General features: G+C 49.9%; 16 protein-coding genes and 2 pseudogenes. 10 read left to right on the forward strand and 8 right to left on the reverse strand.

Going from position 1 to position 18,007, the window contains the following annotated elements; translation table 11 throughout:
- Positions 1–298: 298 nt before the first annotated feature.
- The 4 genes from ACTHSN_RS00270 to ACTHSN_RS00285 form a co-directional block, all read right to left on the reverse strand.
- Complete coding sequence (locus ACTHSN_RS00270; protein WP_070461331.1) at positions 299–742, reverse strand: hypothetical protein; 444 nt, start codon at positions 740–742, stop codon at positions 299–301.
- Positions 735–1,616 (reverse strand): hypothetical protein, encoded by an 882-nt coding sequence (locus ACTHSN_RS00275; protein WP_141743138.1) that lies wholly within the window; start codon positions 1,614–1,616, stop codon positions 735–737. The genes ACTHSN_RS00270 and ACTHSN_RS00275 overlap by 8 nt, the downstream gene beginning before the upstream one ends.
- A 136-nt stretch (positions 1,617–1,752) precedes the next feature.
- The gene (locus ACTHSN_RS00280; RefSeq protein ID WP_070461333.1) at positions 1,753–2,238 is read right to left on the reverse strand and encodes a cupin domain-containing protein; all 486 of its coding nucleotides are present in this window, start codon (positions 2,236–2,238) and stop codon (positions 1,753–1,755) included.
- Between the two features lie 100 nt (positions 2,239–2,338).
- A complete protein-coding gene (locus tag ACTHSN_RS00285) occupies positions 2,339–3,748 on the reverse strand; it encodes a leucyl aminopeptidase (protein WP_107810218.1) in 1,410 nt (469 codons plus the stop codon).
- A gap of 158 nt (positions 3,749–3,906) precedes the next feature.
- On the opposite strand from ACTHSN_RS00285, the gene lptF reads away from it, so the two are divergent.
- From lptF to hflX, 4 genes are all read left to right on the forward strand, one after another.
- Positions 3,907–5,022: an LPS export ABC transporter permease LptF gene (gene lptF, locus ACTHSN_RS00290; protein ID WP_107810858.1), complete on the forward strand. Its 1,116-nt coding sequence runs from the start codon at positions 3,907–3,909 to the stop codon at positions 5,020–5,022.
- Complete coding sequence (gene lptG / locus ACTHSN_RS00295; RefSeq protein WP_070461336.1) at positions 5,019–6,089, forward strand: LPS export ABC transporter permease LptG; 1,071 nt, start codon at positions 5,019–5,021, stop codon at positions 6,087–6,089. Before lptF ends, lptG begins: the two co-directional genes overlap by 4 nt.
- Before the next feature lie 119 nt (positions 6,090–6,208).
- Positions 6,209–7,429: a glycosyltransferase gene (locus ACTHSN_RS00300; protein ID WP_234396194.1), complete on the forward strand. Its 1,221-nt coding sequence runs from the start codon at positions 6,209–6,211 to the stop codon at positions 7,427–7,429.
- 44 nt (positions 7,430–7,473) lie between these two features.
- Entirely contained in the window at positions 7,474–8,634 is a 1,161-nt protein-coding gene (gene hflX, locus ACTHSN_RS00305; protein ID WP_440362457.1) for a GTPase HflX, read from the forward strand.
- 68 nt (positions 8,635–8,702) lie between these two features.
- Here the strand turns inward: hflX and ACTHSN_RS00310 are convergent, their stop codons facing one another.
- On the reverse strand, positions 8,703–8,828 hold the full coding sequence (locus ACTHSN_RS00310; protein ID WP_003678791.1) for a hypothetical protein: 126 nt from the start codon (positions 8,826–8,828) through the stop codon (positions 8,703–8,705).
- A 360-nt stretch (positions 8,829–9,188) separates the two neighbouring features.
- Between ACTHSN_RS00310 and ACTHSN_RS00315 the strand changes: the two genes are divergently transcribed.
- Together ACTHSN_RS00315 and ACTHSN_RS00320 are read left to right on the forward strand one after the other, a co-directional pair.
- The gene (locus tag ACTHSN_RS00315) at positions 9,189–11,675 is read left to right on the forward strand and encodes a heavy metal translocating P-type ATPase (protein ID WP_440364990.1); all 2,487 of its coding nucleotides are present in this window, start codon (positions 9,189–9,191) and stop codon (positions 11,673–11,675) included.
- A 37-nt stretch (positions 11,676–11,712) separates the two neighbouring features.
- The gene (locus tag ACTHSN_RS00320) at positions 11,713–12,153 is read left to right on the forward strand and encodes a DNA polymerase III subunit chi (protein ID WP_070461505.1); all 441 of its coding nucleotides are present in this window, start codon (positions 11,713–11,715) and stop codon (positions 12,151–12,153) included.
- Positions 12,154–12,231: 78 nt separating this feature from the next.
- On the opposite strand, the gene ACTHSN_RS00325 is transcribed toward ACTHSN_RS00320, so the two are convergent.
- Both ACTHSN_RS00325 and rph read right to left on the reverse strand, forming a co-directional pair.
- Positions 12,232–13,452, reverse strand: a complete 1,221-nt coding sequence (locus ACTHSN_RS00325) for an aspartate kinase (protein WP_107768890.1) — start codon at positions 13,450–13,452, stop codon at positions 12,232–12,234.
- 171 nt (positions 13,453–13,623) lie between these two features.
- Positions 13,624–14,352 carry a ribonuclease PH gene (gene rph / locus ACTHSN_RS00330; protein ID WP_107768889.1) on the reverse strand — a complete coding sequence of 243 codons (729 nt, stop codon included), beginning with the start codon at positions 14,350–14,352 and terminating at the stop codon, positions 13,624–13,626.
- Positions 14,353–14,491: 139 nt separating this feature from the next.
- Here rph and ACTHSN_RS00335 point away from each other — a divergent pair, with 139 nt between their 5' ends.
- Both ACTHSN_RS00335 and ACTHSN_RS00340 read left to right on the forward strand, forming a co-directional pair.
- A complete protein-coding gene (locus tag ACTHSN_RS00335; protein ID WP_440364991.1) occupies positions 14,492–15,379 on the forward strand; it encodes a YicC/YloC family endoribonuclease in 888 nt (295 codons plus the stop codon).
- A 205-nt stretch (positions 15,380–15,584) separates the two neighbouring features.
- Positions 15,585–16,535: a bile acid:sodium symporter family protein gene (locus ACTHSN_RS00340; protein WP_107696963.1), complete on the forward strand. Its 951-nt coding sequence runs from the start codon at positions 15,585–15,587 to the stop codon at positions 16,533–16,535.
- Between the two features lie 68 nt (positions 16,536–16,603).
- On the opposite strand, the gene ACTHSN_RS00345 is transcribed toward ACTHSN_RS00340, so the two are convergent.
- Complete coding sequence (locus ACTHSN_RS00345) at positions 16,604–17,149, reverse strand: TIGR00645 family protein (protein WP_004519303.1); 546 nt, start codon at positions 17,147–17,149, stop codon at positions 16,604–16,606.
- Between the two features lie 196 nt (positions 17,150–17,345).
- Here ACTHSN_RS00345 and ACTHSN_RS00350 point away from each other — a divergent pair.
- A pseudogene (locus tag ACTHSN_RS00350) lies at positions 17,346–17,844 on the forward strand (sulfite exporter TauE/SafE family protein); the annotation flags it as partial.
- A pseudogene (locus ACTHSN_RS00355) lies at positions 17,831–18,001 on the forward strand (IS3 family transposase); the annotation flags it as partial. The pseudogenes ACTHSN_RS00350 and ACTHSN_RS00355, both read left to right, overlap by 14 nt.
- Between the last annotated feature and the right edge of the window lie 6 nt (positions 18,002–18,007).

Genomic DNA, 18,007 nt, shown 5'->3' on the forward strand with positions numbered 1-18,007 from the left:
AACAACGGCGGCGCACCATCCCCCCGTTTGCTTGGAACGAATCATGCTGCCTAAACAGCAAAAAAGGTCGTCTGAAAACGTAATATGGTTTTCAGACGACCTTGTCGGTTTGATAACTGCTATTTGGCGGCTTGGGCGGTTTAGATCGGGAAAAAACGCGCTTCGTAATTTTCGATGTTCAAATGAGTTCAAGGGATTTAGACATAAAAGTCCTTAACAGTTGGTTAGACATTGTATAAATCAATGTTTAACCAACTGTTAAGGGGTGCTTGCTGACTATTTAACAGATACTAGAAAGTTATTGATAAAATTCTAAAACAGCTTTAGCAGTGTCATACAATATAAACAATGCATAAATAAATACTGTTAATAACAAAATTTCCAAACTGGCATTAATAATAGTCGGATTCCAAGCCCAATCTATTTTTTTCGATAAAATAGAAAGAACTAGACCACTACCTATCAAAGCAATTTGTTCACGAATAGACAACAACATTTGTGATTTGGTAGCACCAAAGATTTCATTAACTTTTTTTTGATGTTCTCGACTGATTTCATACATTTTTGACAAAATGACAGCTATTGTTGCAGTGTTAATAGCCATCAAAGTAACCAGAATATTGAGCAAATTGTCCTGCATGAATTCTCTGACAAAAGAAATCCCAAATAATGCTTGAATGGCACAAATAACCACAGCAATGACAAAAGATTTGGCAAAGGTGTCAGCAATAGTTTTAATCATTTTCTCTACAAGAATCTTGAATTTTGTCAACAAGGTTATAGGGGTGATATTCAATAGTAATCTCATCAACCGTTAAACTAGAGTGTTCAGTTTTGACGTTGGTAATTGCTTTGACACCTTTATACTTTACTCTAATATTTCCACCTCCTTTACTGCTGTAATCTACCAGTTCAGGAAGTTGCGGCATACTGGGTGAAATATTCAAAGTACCATTTTCGGGAGCAGTCAAAGTCAATTCTGTTGTGGCAGAATTGGACATTTTAGCTATGGCTTTTAATTCTTCACTTAATGACTGAGAAATAGAAGCCATGTTAGGTGTAACTATTTTGAAGATAACCTTTTCTAAGTTGCGACCTTCAATAAATTCCCAAAAGGATTTCTTATCAAATATCGGATTGATTTGCACATTTAAATTATGAATAGCAAGTATTTCATTTAAACGTTTTTCCAAGGTTGCTGCTAATGAATTAGTACTATGAAATGCTATTGGTCGATATTCAATAGCAATAATTTGTTGCTCTGGGTCATTCCAAATAAGTACAAACGCACTTGGCCAATTTTCTTCGGAAACCGATTCAAAATTTTCTGTTTCTCTCTTCAATCGCTTACGTGTAGCAACTTTAAATACAAAAAGTTGCTCACTTTCATCTGCATGGGTACTTGGGAAAATTTGCTTAATTCTTATCTTTCTAGTCGTTTCTTCATATAAATTCAAATCACTCTGCAGGATAAGATTATTAAAGGCTTCGATAAAAAATGCATTTTTATTTTGGATTACTTCTTCAACTGTCATATCCCCAAAAGGCAGACGTTCTTGAATGCGTTCATTCGAAATAATTTGATAGCGATATAAGTGAAAAAGACGGTTAGCCATAATTGATTGAACTCAAGAATAAAACAAGTTCAATCATAACATGATTTAATATAGAAACAATGGTTACTCTAACCCGATTACAGTACCTGAAGCAGCCGAAATCTTGTGTCTAGGTTTCGGCTGTTGGATAAATGGGTTATTTTGTAAAGGTCTTAGTTTGGGCAGCAGCAGTTTCGGCAATCAGATCAAGGAAGACCAACGGCTTTTTGCCGATATTTTTGAGTGCGTGGGACTGGCCGGGGCGGGCGATGGTAATGTCTCCGGCGCCGACTTCGGTTTGTTTGCCTTCGCTGTCGGTAAACAGGCCTTTGCCCGATACGATGATGTAGACGTCTTCATTGCCGGTATGTTTGTGCTGACCGATGGAAGCGCCCGGCGGCAGTGTCAGCCAGCCGATTTCTTTGAATGCGTCTTGGTCGGCGGTTTGATGGCGCGTGAAGGCAAAGCTGCCGAGCAAGGGGCCTTGGCCTCCGGCTGCGTTTTCGCGGTTCCATTCAGTTAAGTCGGCTTTTTTGTACACTTGGATGCTGCGGTCGGTGGGGGCGGTTTGTTCGGTAGCTTGAGCGCTTATGGATGTGCCGAGCAGAAGGGCAACAGATAATGCGGCAAATAGTGGTTTCATGGTGGTTCTCCGTTTGTCAGGTTGAGTCAGATAATGCGGATTCCGTTTTCAGACGGCCTGCGGGGTTGAAATGTGTAACCCCGCAGGCTTTCCCCAAGATTTATTTCACATTGCGCAGATAGTTCAACAATAAAGGAACAGGGCGGCCGGTCGCGCCTTTTTCTCCGCCGGATTTCCATGCGGTACCTGCGATGTCGAGGTGTGCCCATGGATAGTCTTCGGTAAAGTAAGACAGGAATGTTGCGGCGGTAATCGTGCCTGCACCCGGCGTACCGATGTTTGGAATGTCGGCAAAGTTGGATTTGAGTTGGTCTTTGTAGGTTTCAAAGAGCGGCAGTTGCCATGCTTTGTCGTCCACGTTGCGGGAAGCAGTCAGCAGGCTGTCGACCAAATCTTGATTGTTGCCCATCACGCCGCTGACGTCATGACCCAGGGCGATGATGCACGCGCCGGTTAGAGTGGCGACGTCGATGACGGCTTTGGGCTTGAACTGCTCGGCGTAAGTGAGCGCGTCGCACAAAATCAGACGGCCTTCGGCATCGGTGTTCAACACTTCGATGGTCAAGCCTTTCATGCTTTTCACGACGTCGCCCGGTTTGTTGGCCGCGCCGGAAGGCATGTTTTCACAAGTGGCGACGACGGCAATCAGGTTGATCGGCAGTTGCAGTTTGACGGCGGCGCAGAAGGTGCTGATGACGGTTGCCGCGCCGCACATGTCGAACTTCATTTCGTCCATGTTCAGGCCGGGTTTGAGGGAAATGCCGCCGGTATCGAAGGTAATGCCTTTGCCGACCAATACCACAGGCGCGGCTTCTTTGTCGGCCGCACCGAAATAGCTCAGTTCGACTAAATATGGATCCTCGACACTGCCTTTGGCGACAGACCAGAACGAACCCATGTTTTCTTTGATGTAGTCTTTTTCAATGATTTTGGCGTGTGCACCCAATTTTTCGGCTTCGGCTTTGGCGGTACGCGCGAGGAATTCAGGCGTGCATTCGTTCGGCGCGGCATTGCCCAAGTCGCGGCAGAGGCTTTGTCCGTAAACTTGCGCTTCGGCAATGCGCAGGGCTTCTTTGACGGCGGCTTCGTGTGCGCTGTGGAACACGGCTTCTGCAAATTTGGCCGGTTTGGCTTCTTTTTTGTAGCGGTCGAAACGGTAGGCGGCATTGCCGAAAGCAATCGCAAACGCTTCGGCAACGGCGGCGGCTTGCGCTTCTTCAAAGGCGTGAACGTCCACATTGACCGTTTCTTGATTTTGCGCCCATTTGGCGGCTTCGGCTGCAGCTTTGTTCAATGCGGCGCGGTCGGTTTTTTCGAGGCGGGCGATGGCAATGGCCTGCAAACCGTTGTCCGTCGGGATTTTGGTGTCGGCGAAATTTTGACCTTCTTCAAGGGAAGCGAAGAGGGCGAGGGCAGTCGGGTTGTTCAGTTGCGATGCTTCGGCGCAGACAAATAATTGCGCACCTGCCTGTTGAGCCTGCAAAGTTTCGGCTTTTGTGCTAAATTTCACGTTTATTCTCCTGATTGGAACGGTTGTCGGTTGTTCAGACGGCCTGTTGACCAACCGTCCGAACAGATGAAAATCATTGTACTCCATTTGTGTCATGCCGTCTGAAGCCTTATTAATAAATATAGGTTTCCCATAAACCGTATACCACGCTCAATCTTATGATTTACCAAAGAAACTTTATTAAAGAACTTTCCTTTACCGCCGTCGGCATCTTTGTCGTCCTCTTGGCGGTATTGGTGTCCACGCAGGCCATCAACCTGCTTGGCCGCGCAGCCGACGGGCGTGTCGCCATCGATGCCGTGTTGGCCTTAGTCGGCTTCTGGGTAATCGGCATGACACCGCTTTTGCTGGTGTTGACCGCATTTATCAGTACGTTGACCGTATTGACCCGCTACTGGCGCGACAGCGAGATGTCGGTTTGGCTTTCCTGCGGATTGGCATTGAAACAATGGATACGCCCGGTCATGCAGTTTGCCGTGCCGTTTGCCATTTTGATTGCCGTCATGCAGCTTTGGGTAATGCCGTGGGCAGAGTTGCGCAGCCGCGAATATGCCGAAATTTTGAAGCAGAAGCAGGAGTTGTCTTTGGTGGAAGCCGGCGAGTTCAATAGCTTGGGTAAGCGCAACGGCAGGGTTTATTTTGTCGAAACCTTCGATACTGAATCCGGCATCATGAAAAACCTGTTCCTGCGCGAGCAGGACAAAAACGGCAACGACAACATCGTTTTTGCCAAAGAGGGCAATTTTTCGTTGACCGACAACAAACGTACGCTTGAATTGCGCGACGGCTACCGTTACAGCGGTACGCCCGGCAAAGCCGATTACAACCGCGTTTCCTTTCAAAACCTCAGCCTGATTATCAGCACCACGCCCAAACTTATCGACCCTGTTTCACATCGCCGTACCATTCCGACCGCCCAACTGATTGGCAGCAGCAATCCCCAACATCAAGCGGAATTGATGTGGCGTATTTCCTTGACCGTCAGCGTTTTGTTGTTGTGTCTGCTTGCCGTGCCGCTTTCTTATTTCAATCCGCGTAGCGGCCATACCTACAATATCTTGATTGCCATCGGTTTGTTTTTGGTTTACCAAAACGGGCTGACCTTCCTGCGCAATGCTGTGGAAGACGGCAAAATCCATTTTTGGCTCGGACTGCTGCCTATGCACATCATCATGTTTGTGATTGCCGTCGTCCTGCTACGCGTGCGCAGTATGCCCAGCCAACCCTTCTGGCAGGCGGTTGCCAAAAGTCTGACATTGAAAGGCGGAAAATGAACCTGATTTCACGTTACATCATCCGTCAAATGGCGGTTATGGCGGTTTACGCCCTCCTTGCCTTCCTCGCTTTGTACAGCTTTTTTGAAATCATCAACGAAGTCGGCGATCTTGGAAAAGGCAGCTATAACGGCGCAAAATTGGGGCAGTATGTTTTAATGCAGATGCCTGCGCGCGCATATGAACTGATGCCGCTTGCCGTTTTGATCGGCGGCCTGATTTCCCTCAGCCAACTGGCTTCCGGCAGCGAGCTGACCGTTATCAAAGCCAGCGGCATGAGCACCAAAAAACTGCTGTTGATTCTGTCGCAGTTTGGTTTGATTTTCGCCATTGCCACCGTCGCTCTTGGCGAATGGGTTGCTCCCACTCTGAGCCAAAAAGCCGAAAACATCAAAGCTGCGGCCATCAATGGCAAAATCAGTACCGGCAATACCGGCCTTTGGTTGAAAGAAAAAAACAGCATTATCAACGTGCGCGAAATGCTGCCCGACCATACGCTTTTGGGCATCAAAATTTGGCAGCGCAACGATAAAAACGAACTGACCCAAGCGGCAGAAGCCGAATCAGCCGTTTTGAATCCCGACGGCAGTTGGCAGCTGAAAAATATCCGCCGCAGCATATTGGGCGAAGATAAAGTCGAGGTCTCCACTACCACCGAAGAAAACTGGCCGATTTCCGTTAAACGCAACCTGATGGATGTATTGCTCGTCAAGCCCGACCAAATGTCTGTCGGCGAATTGACCACCTACATCGACCATCTGGAAAAAAACAACCAAAATACCCAAGTCTATGCCATCGCATGGTGGCGCAAGCTGGTGTATCCCGTTGCCGCATGGGTGATGGCGCTTGTTGCCTTCGCCTTTACGCCGCAAACCACGCGCCACGGCAATATGGGCTTGAAACTTTTCGGCGGTATCTGCCTTGGTTTGCTGTTCCACTTTGCCGGACGGCTCTTCGGCTTTACCAGTCAGTTGTACGGTGTGCCGCCGTTTTTGGCGGGCGCATTGCCGACGGTTTTGTTTGCACTGTTGGCGGTGTATCTGATACGCCGTCAGGAAAAAAGATAAGGCAAAATAAACTTCAGGCCGTCTGAAAGGCAATCTTCAGACGGCCTGAGTATTTTGTGTGCAAAAAACAAAATGCTAAAGTAAAATAATACCTTTCCAAACCAATGCGGCTATTGAAAATGTCCCAAACCATCTGCTTGAATATGATTGTTAAAAACGAAGCGGCAATCATCGAAGAAACACTGGCCAACATCACCGACCACATCAAACTTGACTACTATGTCATCAGCGACACCGGCTCGACCGATGATACCGCCGGCGTGATCCGCCGCTTTTTCGATGCAAAGGGCATCGCAGGCGAGATTCATCATGATGGTTGGCAAAATTTTGCATACAACCGCAATCAAGCGTTGAAACACGCAAAAGACAAAACCGATTACGTGTTGATTTTTGATGCGGACGACCGCTTTGAAGGCAAATTGGAATTGCCCGAGCTGACCGCCGACCGCTACCGCCTCCGCATGAGAAATGCCATGGGCAGCGTGGTTTATTATCGTCCGCTGTTGTTGCGCAATGACGGCACATTCTACTGGCGCGGCGTGTTGCACGAATTTATTGAAACCGACAAACAAGATACCAGCGAAGCCACGCTTCATGGCGACTATACGGTACTCAGCGGCCGTTTCGGCGCGCGCAGCAATATGGCGAACAAATACCTGCTTGACGCCGTTTCTTTGGAAAAAGCGTTTTACAGCCCTGAAGATGAAGACCTGAAACCGCGTTACGCCTTTTATGCGGCACGTTCTTATTGGGATTCTGATATGCCCGAGCGTGCGAGCGAATGGTTTAAAAAACGCATCGAGTTGGGCGGTTGGATCGAGGAAGTGTCGGTTTCTTACCAACAGCTGGGCGAGTGCTACAAATTAATGGGCAAACGCGATGAAGCCTTGGCGACTTGGTTGGCAGGCTATGATTACAACCCGCGCCGTGCCGAATGTCTCTACCTTGCGCAAACCATGTTGCGCCAGGAAGGGAAATACCGCATTTCCCATGCGATCGGTCTGATGGCGAAACGTATCCCGTTCCCAACAGACGATATTCTTTTTGTCCAAAGCAATGTTTATCAGTTGGACATCGATTATGAATTGTCGGTTACCGCCTATGCGGCCGGCGATTTGCGCCAAGGCTATGAATCTTGCCGCCACTTGCTCTTGCTTAATGTACGCGAGGCATTGACCACGGTGACCATGCAAAATATGTGGCTCTACCGCGAACACGCGCAAACCGAAACGCGCGAAGTGTTGGAGCAGCTGGTGGCCGTAATGCAGCCTTATGCCGCGCAAGGCGGACGTTTGGCAGAAGTGACCGAATATTTTGCCGATATTTTGAAAAACCGTTAATTAGCACTTTGACCCAGCCATAAGGCCGTCTGAAAGGAAATTTTTTGAGCAAGCGCAATCTGTTTTCCGTCGATAAATCTTTGGAGCAGCCCGAACGCGTCCTCTTGGTCGGCGTAATGCTGACGGCGGACTATTCTGGCGCAAATGAAACGCGCGAGCGCGGCTTTCAGACGGCCTTGACCGAAGCGGCAGAATTGGTGAGCGCGGCCGGAGGCGATTTGGTTTCTATCGAAACTTCACGCCGCGACAAACCGCATCCGGCTTTGTTTGTCGGTACGGGTAAGGCGGAAGAGTTGGCGGCAGTGGTCAAACAGCATGATGTCGGGCTGGTCGTGTTCAACCACGAACTCACGCCGACACAAGAGCGTAATCTGGAAAAAGAGCTTCAATGCCGCGTCCTTGACAGAGTAGGTTTGATTTTGGCAATTTTTGCCAAACGCGCCCAATCGCAGGAAGGTAAGTTGCAGGTGGAGTTGGCCCAGTTGAACCATTTGAGCGGACGGCTGGTGCGCGGTTATGGACATTTGCAAAGCCAAAAGGGCGGTATCGGCTTGAAAGGGCCGGGTGAAACCCAGTTGGAAACCGACCGCCGTTTAATCGGACAAAAAATCACGGCATTGAAAAAACAGCTTGCCGATGTCCGTAAACAACGCGCCACGCGCCGTAAATCGCGCATGAGCGGCCGTCTGAAAACCTTTGCCATTGTCGGCTATACCAATGCCGGAAAATCCAGCCTGTTCAACCGCTTGACCAAAGCGGACGTATTGGCGAAAGACCAGTTGTTCGCCACTTTGGATACCACTGCGCGACGGCTTTTCCTGTCGCATGAGGCGAGTGTGATTTTGACCGATACCGTCGGCTTCGTCCGCGATTTGCCGCACAAGCTGGTGTCGGCGTTTTCCGCCACCTTGGAAGAGACGGCGATGGCGGATGTGCTGCTGCACGTTGTTGATGCGTCCAATCCCGATTTTGAACGGCAGATGGACGATGTCAACGAAGTCTTGGAAGAAATCGGCGCGCATGAAATTCCGCAATTGGTGGTGTACAACAAAGTTGATTTGCTGCCGTCGGGTGTGCGTGAAGCAGGCATTTTGCGCGACAATTCCGGACATGCCGTCGGCGTGAATGTTTCCGTCGCCGAAAGTTTGGGCTTGGATGGTTTGCGCGAAGCGATGATTGAATTGGCCGTACAGCCAAGTGATTGATAGTATGGAATGAAACAAGGCCGTCTGAATATTCAGACGGCCTTACCGTAAAATTTTAAATCCGAGGATTATGCCGACAGAGGGCTTTTCTTTTTGAACACGCTTTCGTAAAGCATCCAAGCGGCGAGGCTCAGGTATACGGTGCTGGATAAAATGCCGATAACGGCAAAGATAGGCATAAGGCGATCAATCATGGTGAGGTTTCCCAATAAGTTAGTTTTATAAGTAAATGTGTGTTTTTTATTTCCGTCTTCGCGGAATGCCTAAAGTATGCTGCTTAAATGGATTGAGGTCAATAAAAAATATATTTGAATTTTTAAAAAAGTTCCATTTTTACATTAAAATAATTGGAAGTTTTTAAAGATAAACGGTATTTATATGTTACCGTTCATCATATGATAAACGGTCAATGCTTTGTTTTCCATATTTTTTATAAAACTCGACAGTCTATTAATTCAAAAGTAAATGAAATGAGGCGGAAAAACGCTTTTTGCTAAAATGTAACACCCTGAAACGATTGTTTCAGGCCGTCTGAAAAATAAATCGAACACATTATGACATCTTCCACACATCCCCAAAAAAACTGTTTCCATTGCGGACTTGAAGTCCCGGAACATCTGCATCTGACGGTTCGTTTTGAAGACGAAGAACACGAAACTTGCTGCGCCGGTTGCCAAGCGGTGGCGCAGAGTATTATTGATGCAGGTTTGGGCAATTATTACAAACAGCGTACTGCAGACGCGGAAAAATCTGAATTGCCGCCGCCGGAAGTGTTGTCGCAATTAAAGCTATATGATTTGCCCGAAGTGCAGGCTGATTTTGTCGAGGTTGGCGCAGGGGATGAGCGCGAGGCGGTGTTGATGCTGGGCGGCATTACCTGCGCCGCGTGTGTGTGGCTGATTGAACAGCAGTTGTTGCGTATGAAGGGCGTGGTGCGCGTGGATTTGAATTACAGTACCCACCGCTGCCGCGTGGTGTGGGACAGCGCCCACATTGAATTGTCGGACATTTTGCTGAAAATCCGCCAAACCGGTTATACCGCCGCGCCTTATGACGCGCAAAAAATCGAAGTGCAGGCTCAGAAAGAGCGCAAACAGTTTATCGTCAGATTGGCTGTGGCCGGTTTGGGTATGATGCAGACAATGATGTTTGCCCTGCCGACTTATTTTTACGGCGGCGACATCGAGCCGCTTTATTTGGAAATCCTGCATTGGGGCGGCTTTTTGATGGTGTTGCCCGTTGTGTTTTATAGCGCGTTGCCGTTTTATCGCGGCGCATGGCGCGACTGGAAAAACCGCCGTGTCGGCATGGATACGCCGATTGCCATTGCCATTGTGATGACCTTTATCGCTGGTATTTACAGCTTGGCTACCAACGCAGGGCAGGGCATGTATTTTGAATCCATCGCCATGCTGCTGTTTTTCCTGTTGGGCGGGCGTTTTATGGAACAGATTGCCCGACGCAAAGCCGGCGATGCGGCGGAGCGGTTGGTCAAACTGGTTCCGGCATTCTGCCACCGTTTGCCGTCTTATCCTGAAAGCGAAGCCATCGAGGAAGCCGCGGTCGTCCGCCTCAATATCGGCGATACGATTGTTGTGAAGCCCGGCGAAGTCATTCCGGTGGACGGTACGGTTTTGTCCGGCGAAAGTGAAGTTAACGAAGCCATGTTGACCGGCGAAAGCCTGCCCATTGTGAAAAGGCCGTCTGAAAAAGTAACCGCCGGCACGCTTAACACCAGCAGCCCTTTAATCATCCGCACCGACCATACCGGCGGCAACACGCGCCTGTCCCATATCGTCAAACTGCTCGACCGTGCGCTGGCGCAAAAACCGCGTGCCGCCGAGTTGGCCGAAAAATACGCGTCCAGTTTTGTGTTTAGCGAGCTCTTGCTTGCTATTCCCGTTTTTATCGGCTGGGCGTGGTATGCCGATGCGCACACTGCCTTGTGGATTACCGTTGCCCTGCTGGTCATTACCTGCCCGTGTGCCTTATCGCTTGCCACTCCGACCGCACTGGCTGCTTCTACCGGTGCGCTTGCCAAAGACGGCATTCTCATCAGCGGCAAACAAAGCTTGGAAACGCTTGCTCAAATTGACGATGTCGTGTTCGATAAAACCGGTACGTTGACCAAAGGGCAGCTTTCCGTCAGCCGTATGTTGTCCGCAGGCCGTCTGAACGAGGCCCAAGCCCTTGCCGTTGCCCAAGCATTGGAGCAGCAATCCGAACACCCCATCGCCCGTGCCATTTTGAACCATACGCTTTCAGATGGCCCCATATCCGCGCTTGATGTGAAAGTGCAGCAACGGATCAACCGTATCGGACACGGCGTCAGCGCGCAAATCGAATTTGATGGCGAAACCCAAGTTTGGGCTTTGGGCAAAGCGGCGTTTGTTTCGGAAATTGCCGGTAATCTGCCCGAAGCCTTTGCCCATATCGACCACACCGGCGGCATTATTTTCTTGGGCAATCAAAGCGGTTTTCAGACGGCCTTTTTGTTGGAAGACCAAATCAAAGACAGCGCCGCCGAAATGTTGCAAAACCTAAAACAACACGGCATCCGTCTGCACCTTTTAAGCGGCGACCGTCAGGCTGCCGTAGCCCAAGTCGCGCAAGAGCTGGGTTTGGATGCCTATCGTGCCGAAGCCACGCCTGAAGATAAGCTGGCTTATGTAGAAAATCTGCAAAAACAAGGGCGTAAAGTCATGATGATTGGCGACGGTATCAACGATGCCCCCGTCCTTGCCCAAGCCGACGTGTCTGCCGCCGTGGCCACGAGTGCCGATGTGGCGCGAGACGGTGCGGATGTGGTTTTGCTCAATGATGATTTGAACGTTTTGCCCGTGATGATGGAACAGGCACGCCGTACCCATCAAATCATCCGCCAAAACCTGACTTGGGCGAGCGCATACAATCTGGTTGCCGTTCCGTTGGCCGTGTTTGGTTACGTTACCCCGTGGATAGCCGCGCTCGGCATGAGTTTCAGCTCGCTGCTGGTGTTGGGCAATGCCTTGAGATTGTTGAAAACCAAAAAGGCCGTCTGAAAACGGCCAATCCATTGCTCAAACGAAAGAATACACCATGCCTAAAGCCACTTTTTATACACACGTCGCCCAGCCGGCCGCCTTTGCCTGCCGCCTGATTGCCCGCGCCATACGCGATGGCGGGCAGATTTTGGTATGGTCGGATTCTGCTGCGGCCATGCAGCAACTCGACATTGATTTGTGGCAGCAGATTCCCGAAAGCTTTATTCCGCATGAAGTCTGGCTGCCTACCGACCCCATGCCGTCTGAAACGCCGGTATTGCTTGCGTTTGGAAACTCATTGCCGAATATTTCGCAAGATTGCACGGTTTTGAACCTGTCTGCCGATTTCTGGAGCCAAGCCCCGGCCATTCCAAATCGTATCCTTGAGATTGTGGGCAATAGCTTAGAAGATTTGGCCGAAGCCCGAGACCGTTTTCGAGCTTATCGTCAGAGCGGATTTGAGATTGAGCATTTTTCGAGAGAAGGGAAGGATTGAGTATTGAAACAGCAAGGTTTTAATATAAAAGGCCGTCTGAAACAATAAAGTTTCAGACGGCCTTTTGATTGGCTGGAATTAGTTGCCCAAGTCGAATGCTTTATGTAGAACGCGGGTGGCCAGTTCCATGTATTTTTCGTCAATCAGGACGGATACTTTGATTTCGGAAGTTGAAATCATTTGGATGTTGATGCCTTCTTCTGCGAGGGTGCGGAAGATTTTGGCGGCTACGCCGACGTGTGAACGCATGCCCAAGCCGACTGCGGAGACTTTGCATACGGTGTCGTCGCCGTCGATGTAAGCGGCGCCGATGCTGTCTTGGCGTTGTTGCAGGAGTTCGATGGTTTGTTTGTAGTCGCCGCGTGGAACGGTGAAGGAGAAGTCGGTTGTGCCTTCACTGCCGACATTTTGGATGATCATGTCGACTTCGATGTTGGCATCGGCAACTGCGCCGAGGATTTGGTAGGCAACGCCGGGTTTGTCAGGTACGCCGCGTACGTTGATGCGTGCTTGATTTTTGTCGAATGCGATACCGGTTACGGCTGCTCTTTCCATGTTGTCGTCCTCTTCAAAGGTAATCAGGGTGCCGTTGCCGCCATCTTGCAGGCTGCTGAGTACGCGCAGGCGCACTTTGTATTTTCCGGCGAATTCTACGGAGCGGATTTGTAAAACTTTTGAGCCAAGGCTGGCCAGTTCGATCATTTCTTCAAAAGTGATCGTGTCCATGCGGCGCGCTTCGGGTACGACGCGCGGGTCGGTGGTGTAAACACCGTCCACGTCGGTGTAAATTTGGCATTCGTCGGCTTTGAGGGCTGCGGCGATAGCAACGGCGGAGGTATCCGAACCGCCACGGCCGAGGGTTGAGATATTGCCTTCGCTGCTGATGCCTTGGAAACCGGCTACGATAACGACTTTACCGTCGGCCAAATCGGCACGCATTCTTTCGTCGTCGATATTTTCGATGCGGGCTTTGGTGTGGGAAGTGTCGGTTTGGAGGGCGACTTGCCAGCCGGTGTAGCTCTTGGCGTCAACGCCGATGTCTTTCAGAGCCATGGCCAGCAGGCCGATGGTCACTTGTTCGCCGGTAGCGAGAACGACGTCGAGTTCGCGCGGATCGGGATGCTCTTGCATTTCGTGCGCCAGTGCGACCAGTCGGTTGGTTTCGCCGCTCATGGCGGATACGACGACTACGATGTCGTGTCCTTCAGCGCGGGCTTTGGCGACACGTTTGGCTACGTTTTTGATGCGTTCGGGCGAGCCTACTGATGTGCCGCCGTATTTATGTACGATTAACGCCATGTTTCGTGCTTTCTTGTGGGGGTTGTCGGGCAGCTTGGTTTGCTGGAAAAAGGGTTATTATTACTATTTTTTACATGGAATTCAAGGATAGAACGCGCTTTTTTGAGTAAATACGCATAAAGGGGTTTGGTTAAAAAAGGCCGTCTGAAAGTTTTCAGACGGCCTTGCTGATTATCGGGCCAAAAGGGCGGCCTGCTGGTGTTGAACCAATTCGGTAATGCCTTTGTGCGCCAAGGCAATCAGCTTGCCCAATTCTTCTATGCTGAAGGGTGCGCCTTCGGCCGTACCTTGGATTTCGATGATTTTGCCGGATGCGGTCATGATGATGTTGACGTCGCTGTCGCAGCCTGAATCTTCAGGATAGTCCAAGTCCAAAAGCGGTACACCGCCCACCACGCCGGCGGAAACGGCAGCAACGGCTTCACGGATCGGGTTTTCGCTGATAAGGCCGTCTGAAAGGAGTTTGTCCACGGCGATTTGCAGGGCAACGTAGGCGCCGGTAATGGAGGCGGTACGCGTGCCGCCGTCGGCTTGGATAACGTCGCAGTCAATCAGGATTTGGCGTTCGCCAAGTTTTTCCATATCGACAACGGCGCGCAGCGAGCGGCCGATCAGACGTTGGATTTCTTGTGTGCGGCCGGACTGTTTGCCTGCGGCGGCCTCACGGCGCATACGGGAGGCGGTGGAAGCAGGCAACATGCCGTATTCGGCCGTTACCCAGCCTTGTTCTTTACCGCGCAGGAACGGTGGGACATTTTCGTCGATGGAGGCAGTGCAAATCACTTTGGTGTTGCCGCACTCAATAAGGCAGGAGCCGTCGGCATGGGGGAGGAAATTGGGGGTAATTTTGATGTCGCGCAGGCTGTCGGCGGCGCGGCCGGTGCGGGTGTAGTCGCTCATGATGATCCTTTGGGGCGGAATGAAAAATAGGTTGCCTTGAATTATAGAGGAATTTGGCATCAAAGGCCGTCTGAAAATCGTCGGTCGGGTGTGTTATAGTGTCCATACTTTCACTCGTATTTGGAAACGGAGTAAAACCATGGCTACAAGACGAAATATTCAAATCCACAGCATGACCGGCTTTGCCAATGCCGCAGGCGAATGCGGCGGCAAGCGGATTAATTTGGAAATCCGCGCAGTCAACCATCGTTATTTGGATGTCCAATTCCGTATGCCGGAAGAGTTGCGCTATTTGGAAGGCGCATTGCGCGAGCAGATTGCCGCGGCTGTGGCTCGCGGTAAACTGGAATGCCGTGTTCAGCTGCAAGATGCGGCTTCTGGCGGTCAGACTTTGGAAGTCAATCAGGATTTGGTCTCACAGCTGGCGCATTTGAACAAAGAATGGCGCAAGGAACACAATTTCGGCAAGCTGAGCGTGGCCGACGTTTTGCGTTTCCCCGGCGTTTTGGCAGGTCAGAGCGAAGACTCCGAGGCCTTGGCGAAAGGTGTCAAAGATTTATTGACCGGCGCGTTGAAAGAGTTCACAGCTGCCCGAAAACGCGAAGGCAAAAAACTGGGCGAACACCTGCTGCAACGCCTGGACGGCATGGAAGAGATTGTGGACGCTTTGAACGAATTGTTCCCAAGTCTGCTGCAGGCGCATATGGACAAAGTTAAAGCCCGTTTGGCCGAAGCCGTCGGCAATATCGACAACGACCGCTTGCAACAGGAATTTGCTTTGTTTATCCAGAAATCTGATGTGGATGAGGAATTCAGCCGTTTGCGCACCCATATCGCCGAAGTGCGCCGCATCGTTACCGAAGGCAAGGGCAGCGTAGGCAAACGTTTGGATTTCTTGATGCAGGAACTCAACCGCGAGGCCAATACATTGGGCAGCAAAGCCATTGCTGCCGAATGCACGCAAGCGTCGGTAGAACTGAAAGTCTTAATCGAACAAATGCGCGAACAGGTTCAAAATATCGAATAAATCGATAACGAACGGATAGGATAAGGCCGTCTGAAAAGTTTCAGACGGCCTTTGTGTCGATATGGGACGGAACCGGTTGAGTTTATTTTTAAACATTATTGGATGGCGGATTTCCTGTTTCGTTACTGTCATTGCGCTAAAGAGTTAACATGTGTTAAATTATGGCAATTATTGTCATGATAAAAACATACAAAGGAGTAAAAACATGAACTTTCTGACCGCTATCAGTCGGCAAATGACCCGCTTCACCGCCCTGATTATCGTCCTTGCCTCCATCATCGCCTTTATCGAACCTGCCACTTTTTCGTGGGTAAAAGGCGATACGCAAGTCGTCGTACTCGGCATCATCATGCTCGGCATGGGCATGACTTTGGGTAAAGAAGATTATCAAATTCTGGCGCAACGTCCGCTCGATATTTTCATTGGCGCCATCGCCCAATACACGATTATGCCCCTGCTTGCCATCGGCATTGCCAAAGCCTTTGACCTTTCGCCCGGATTGACACTGGGTTTGGTTTTGGTCGGTACTTGTCCGGGCGGTGTTTCTTCCAATATCATGAGTTTTTTGGCTAAAGGCGATGTTGCCTTTTCGGTCGGCATGACCACGGTCTCCACCGTCCTCGCGCCTGTGATGACGCCGTTGTGGATGACTTATTTGGTCGGACAAACCGTCGAAATGGACGGCTGGGGCATGTTTAAATTTATGTTGCTCGTTACCCTGTTGCCGGTCGTTATCGGCTCTGCCGCCAATATCTTGCTGCACAAAAAACATTGGTTTGAAGACGTGCGCGCAATTATGCCTGCCGTTGCCGTTGTCGCGTTTGCCTGCATCGTCGGCGGCGTTGCTGCCGTTCACGGCCACCGTTTCGCCGAATCCGCCTTCGTGATGGTACTTGCCATCGCTGCCCACAACATCGGTGGCTACATCCTCGGCTATTACAGCGGCGCACTGACCGGCATGAACACCGCCAAAAAACGCACCCTTGCCATCGAAGTCGGTGTACAAAATGCCGGACTTGCTACCGGTTTGAGTGCTAAATTCTTCCCCGGTAATGCCGAATCTGCCGTTGCCGCCGCCGTTGCCTGCGTTTGGCACTCTGTATCGGGAACGGTTTTGGGCAATTTGTTTGCCTGGTGGGACAAGCGTAAGCAATAAGCTGTAAACATTGCCAGATAACAAAAGGCCGTCTGAAACACTTCAGACGGCCTTTTGATTGCCTTTTATCAATGCGCTTTATGCGTCGTGCTGTACACGATTTTGTCCGTTAAAGCCATGGCGAGGGCGGAAATCAGGAAACAGATGTGGGTAATACATTGCCACATAATTTGTTTTTCCGACAGATTGGCGGCGTTGAGGAAGGTTTGCAGCAGATGGATGGAGGAAATGCTGATGATGGACATCGACAGCTTAACCTTCAAAACCGAAGCATTGACATGGCTGAGCCATTCGGGCTGGTCGGGATGTTCGTCAACATGGAGACGGGAAACGAAGGTTTCGTAGCCGCCGACAATGACCATGGTCAACAGGTTGGCAATCATCACGACATCAATCAGGTTCAATACGGCGATCATGATGGTGTTTTCATCCATGATGCTGAAATTGGATACCAAGTGCCACAATGATTTGAGGAACTTACAGGCATAAATGACTTGGGCGATAATCAAGCCTATATAAATCGGCAGTTGCAGCCAGCGGCTGGCGAAAATGAAATGCGCGAAGATGCCCATTCGGTCGTGGGCTGTGCGTTTGGTCGGGGTGGAATGTTCCATAAAATGTGTTGTGTGTAGGAAAGATAAGGGGCGGCATTTTAATGGAAAAGTTTTTAAGCTGCAATTTGAGTGGCTGAATTTAAAAAGAAAGGCCGTCTGAAAACAGGATATGGCTCCTTGTTTTTCAGACGGCCTTGTAGGTTGTCAGGACAGGCAAACACGCGCAAAATCGCTTTGCTTTTTAGAGATGGACATTATGCTTGCAGATTCGTTTTTTTATTATCTGGTATTGGTCGGCTTTGCCGCAGGGCTGATGGATTCGGCGGTTGGTGGCGGAGGGCTGTTACAGATTCCCGGATTGTTCAACCTATTGCCAAACGCTACGCCTGTGGCCTCGGTGATGGGTGTCAATAAATTTGCTTCCTGCTGCGGTACGTTGACTGCGACGGGGCAATACCTGCGCCGAATTCCCGTGCCGTGGAAAATGCTGTTGCCTGCCGCGGCGTTGGCGTTTGCCACTTCATACTTGGGCGCGAAAACGGTGGTGTATTTCCCCGTGCAATACATGAAACCGGCAATGTTGGTCATCATGATTGCCATGTGTCTGTACACTTTTTTGAAAAAAGACTTGGGGCAGACGGCGCGACGGCGTGTTCGGGCCGGGAACGGGCAGCCTGCTAGCTTTTGTGTTCGTCCGCTTTTACGGCTATGATTTTTTAGCGGCCAACGCTTCGGCAAAGGTCATCAATTGGACGATTAAAAATGGAATGTTATTACGGTAAATGATTTGAGACGTTCTAACAACTGGAAAAAACGATTCATGAGTACATTCATTATTACAACCATGAGCGCATTCAGGGGAAACTAAAAGGACTGAGCTCTGTGAATTACAGAACTCAGTCCTTGAACTAAATCAGT

Source organism: Neisseria sp. P0009.S010 (assembly GCF_051958545.1).
Taxonomy (GTDB): Bacteria; Pseudomonadota; Gammaproteobacteria; order Burkholderiales; family Neisseriaceae; genus Neisseria; species Neisseria subflava_A.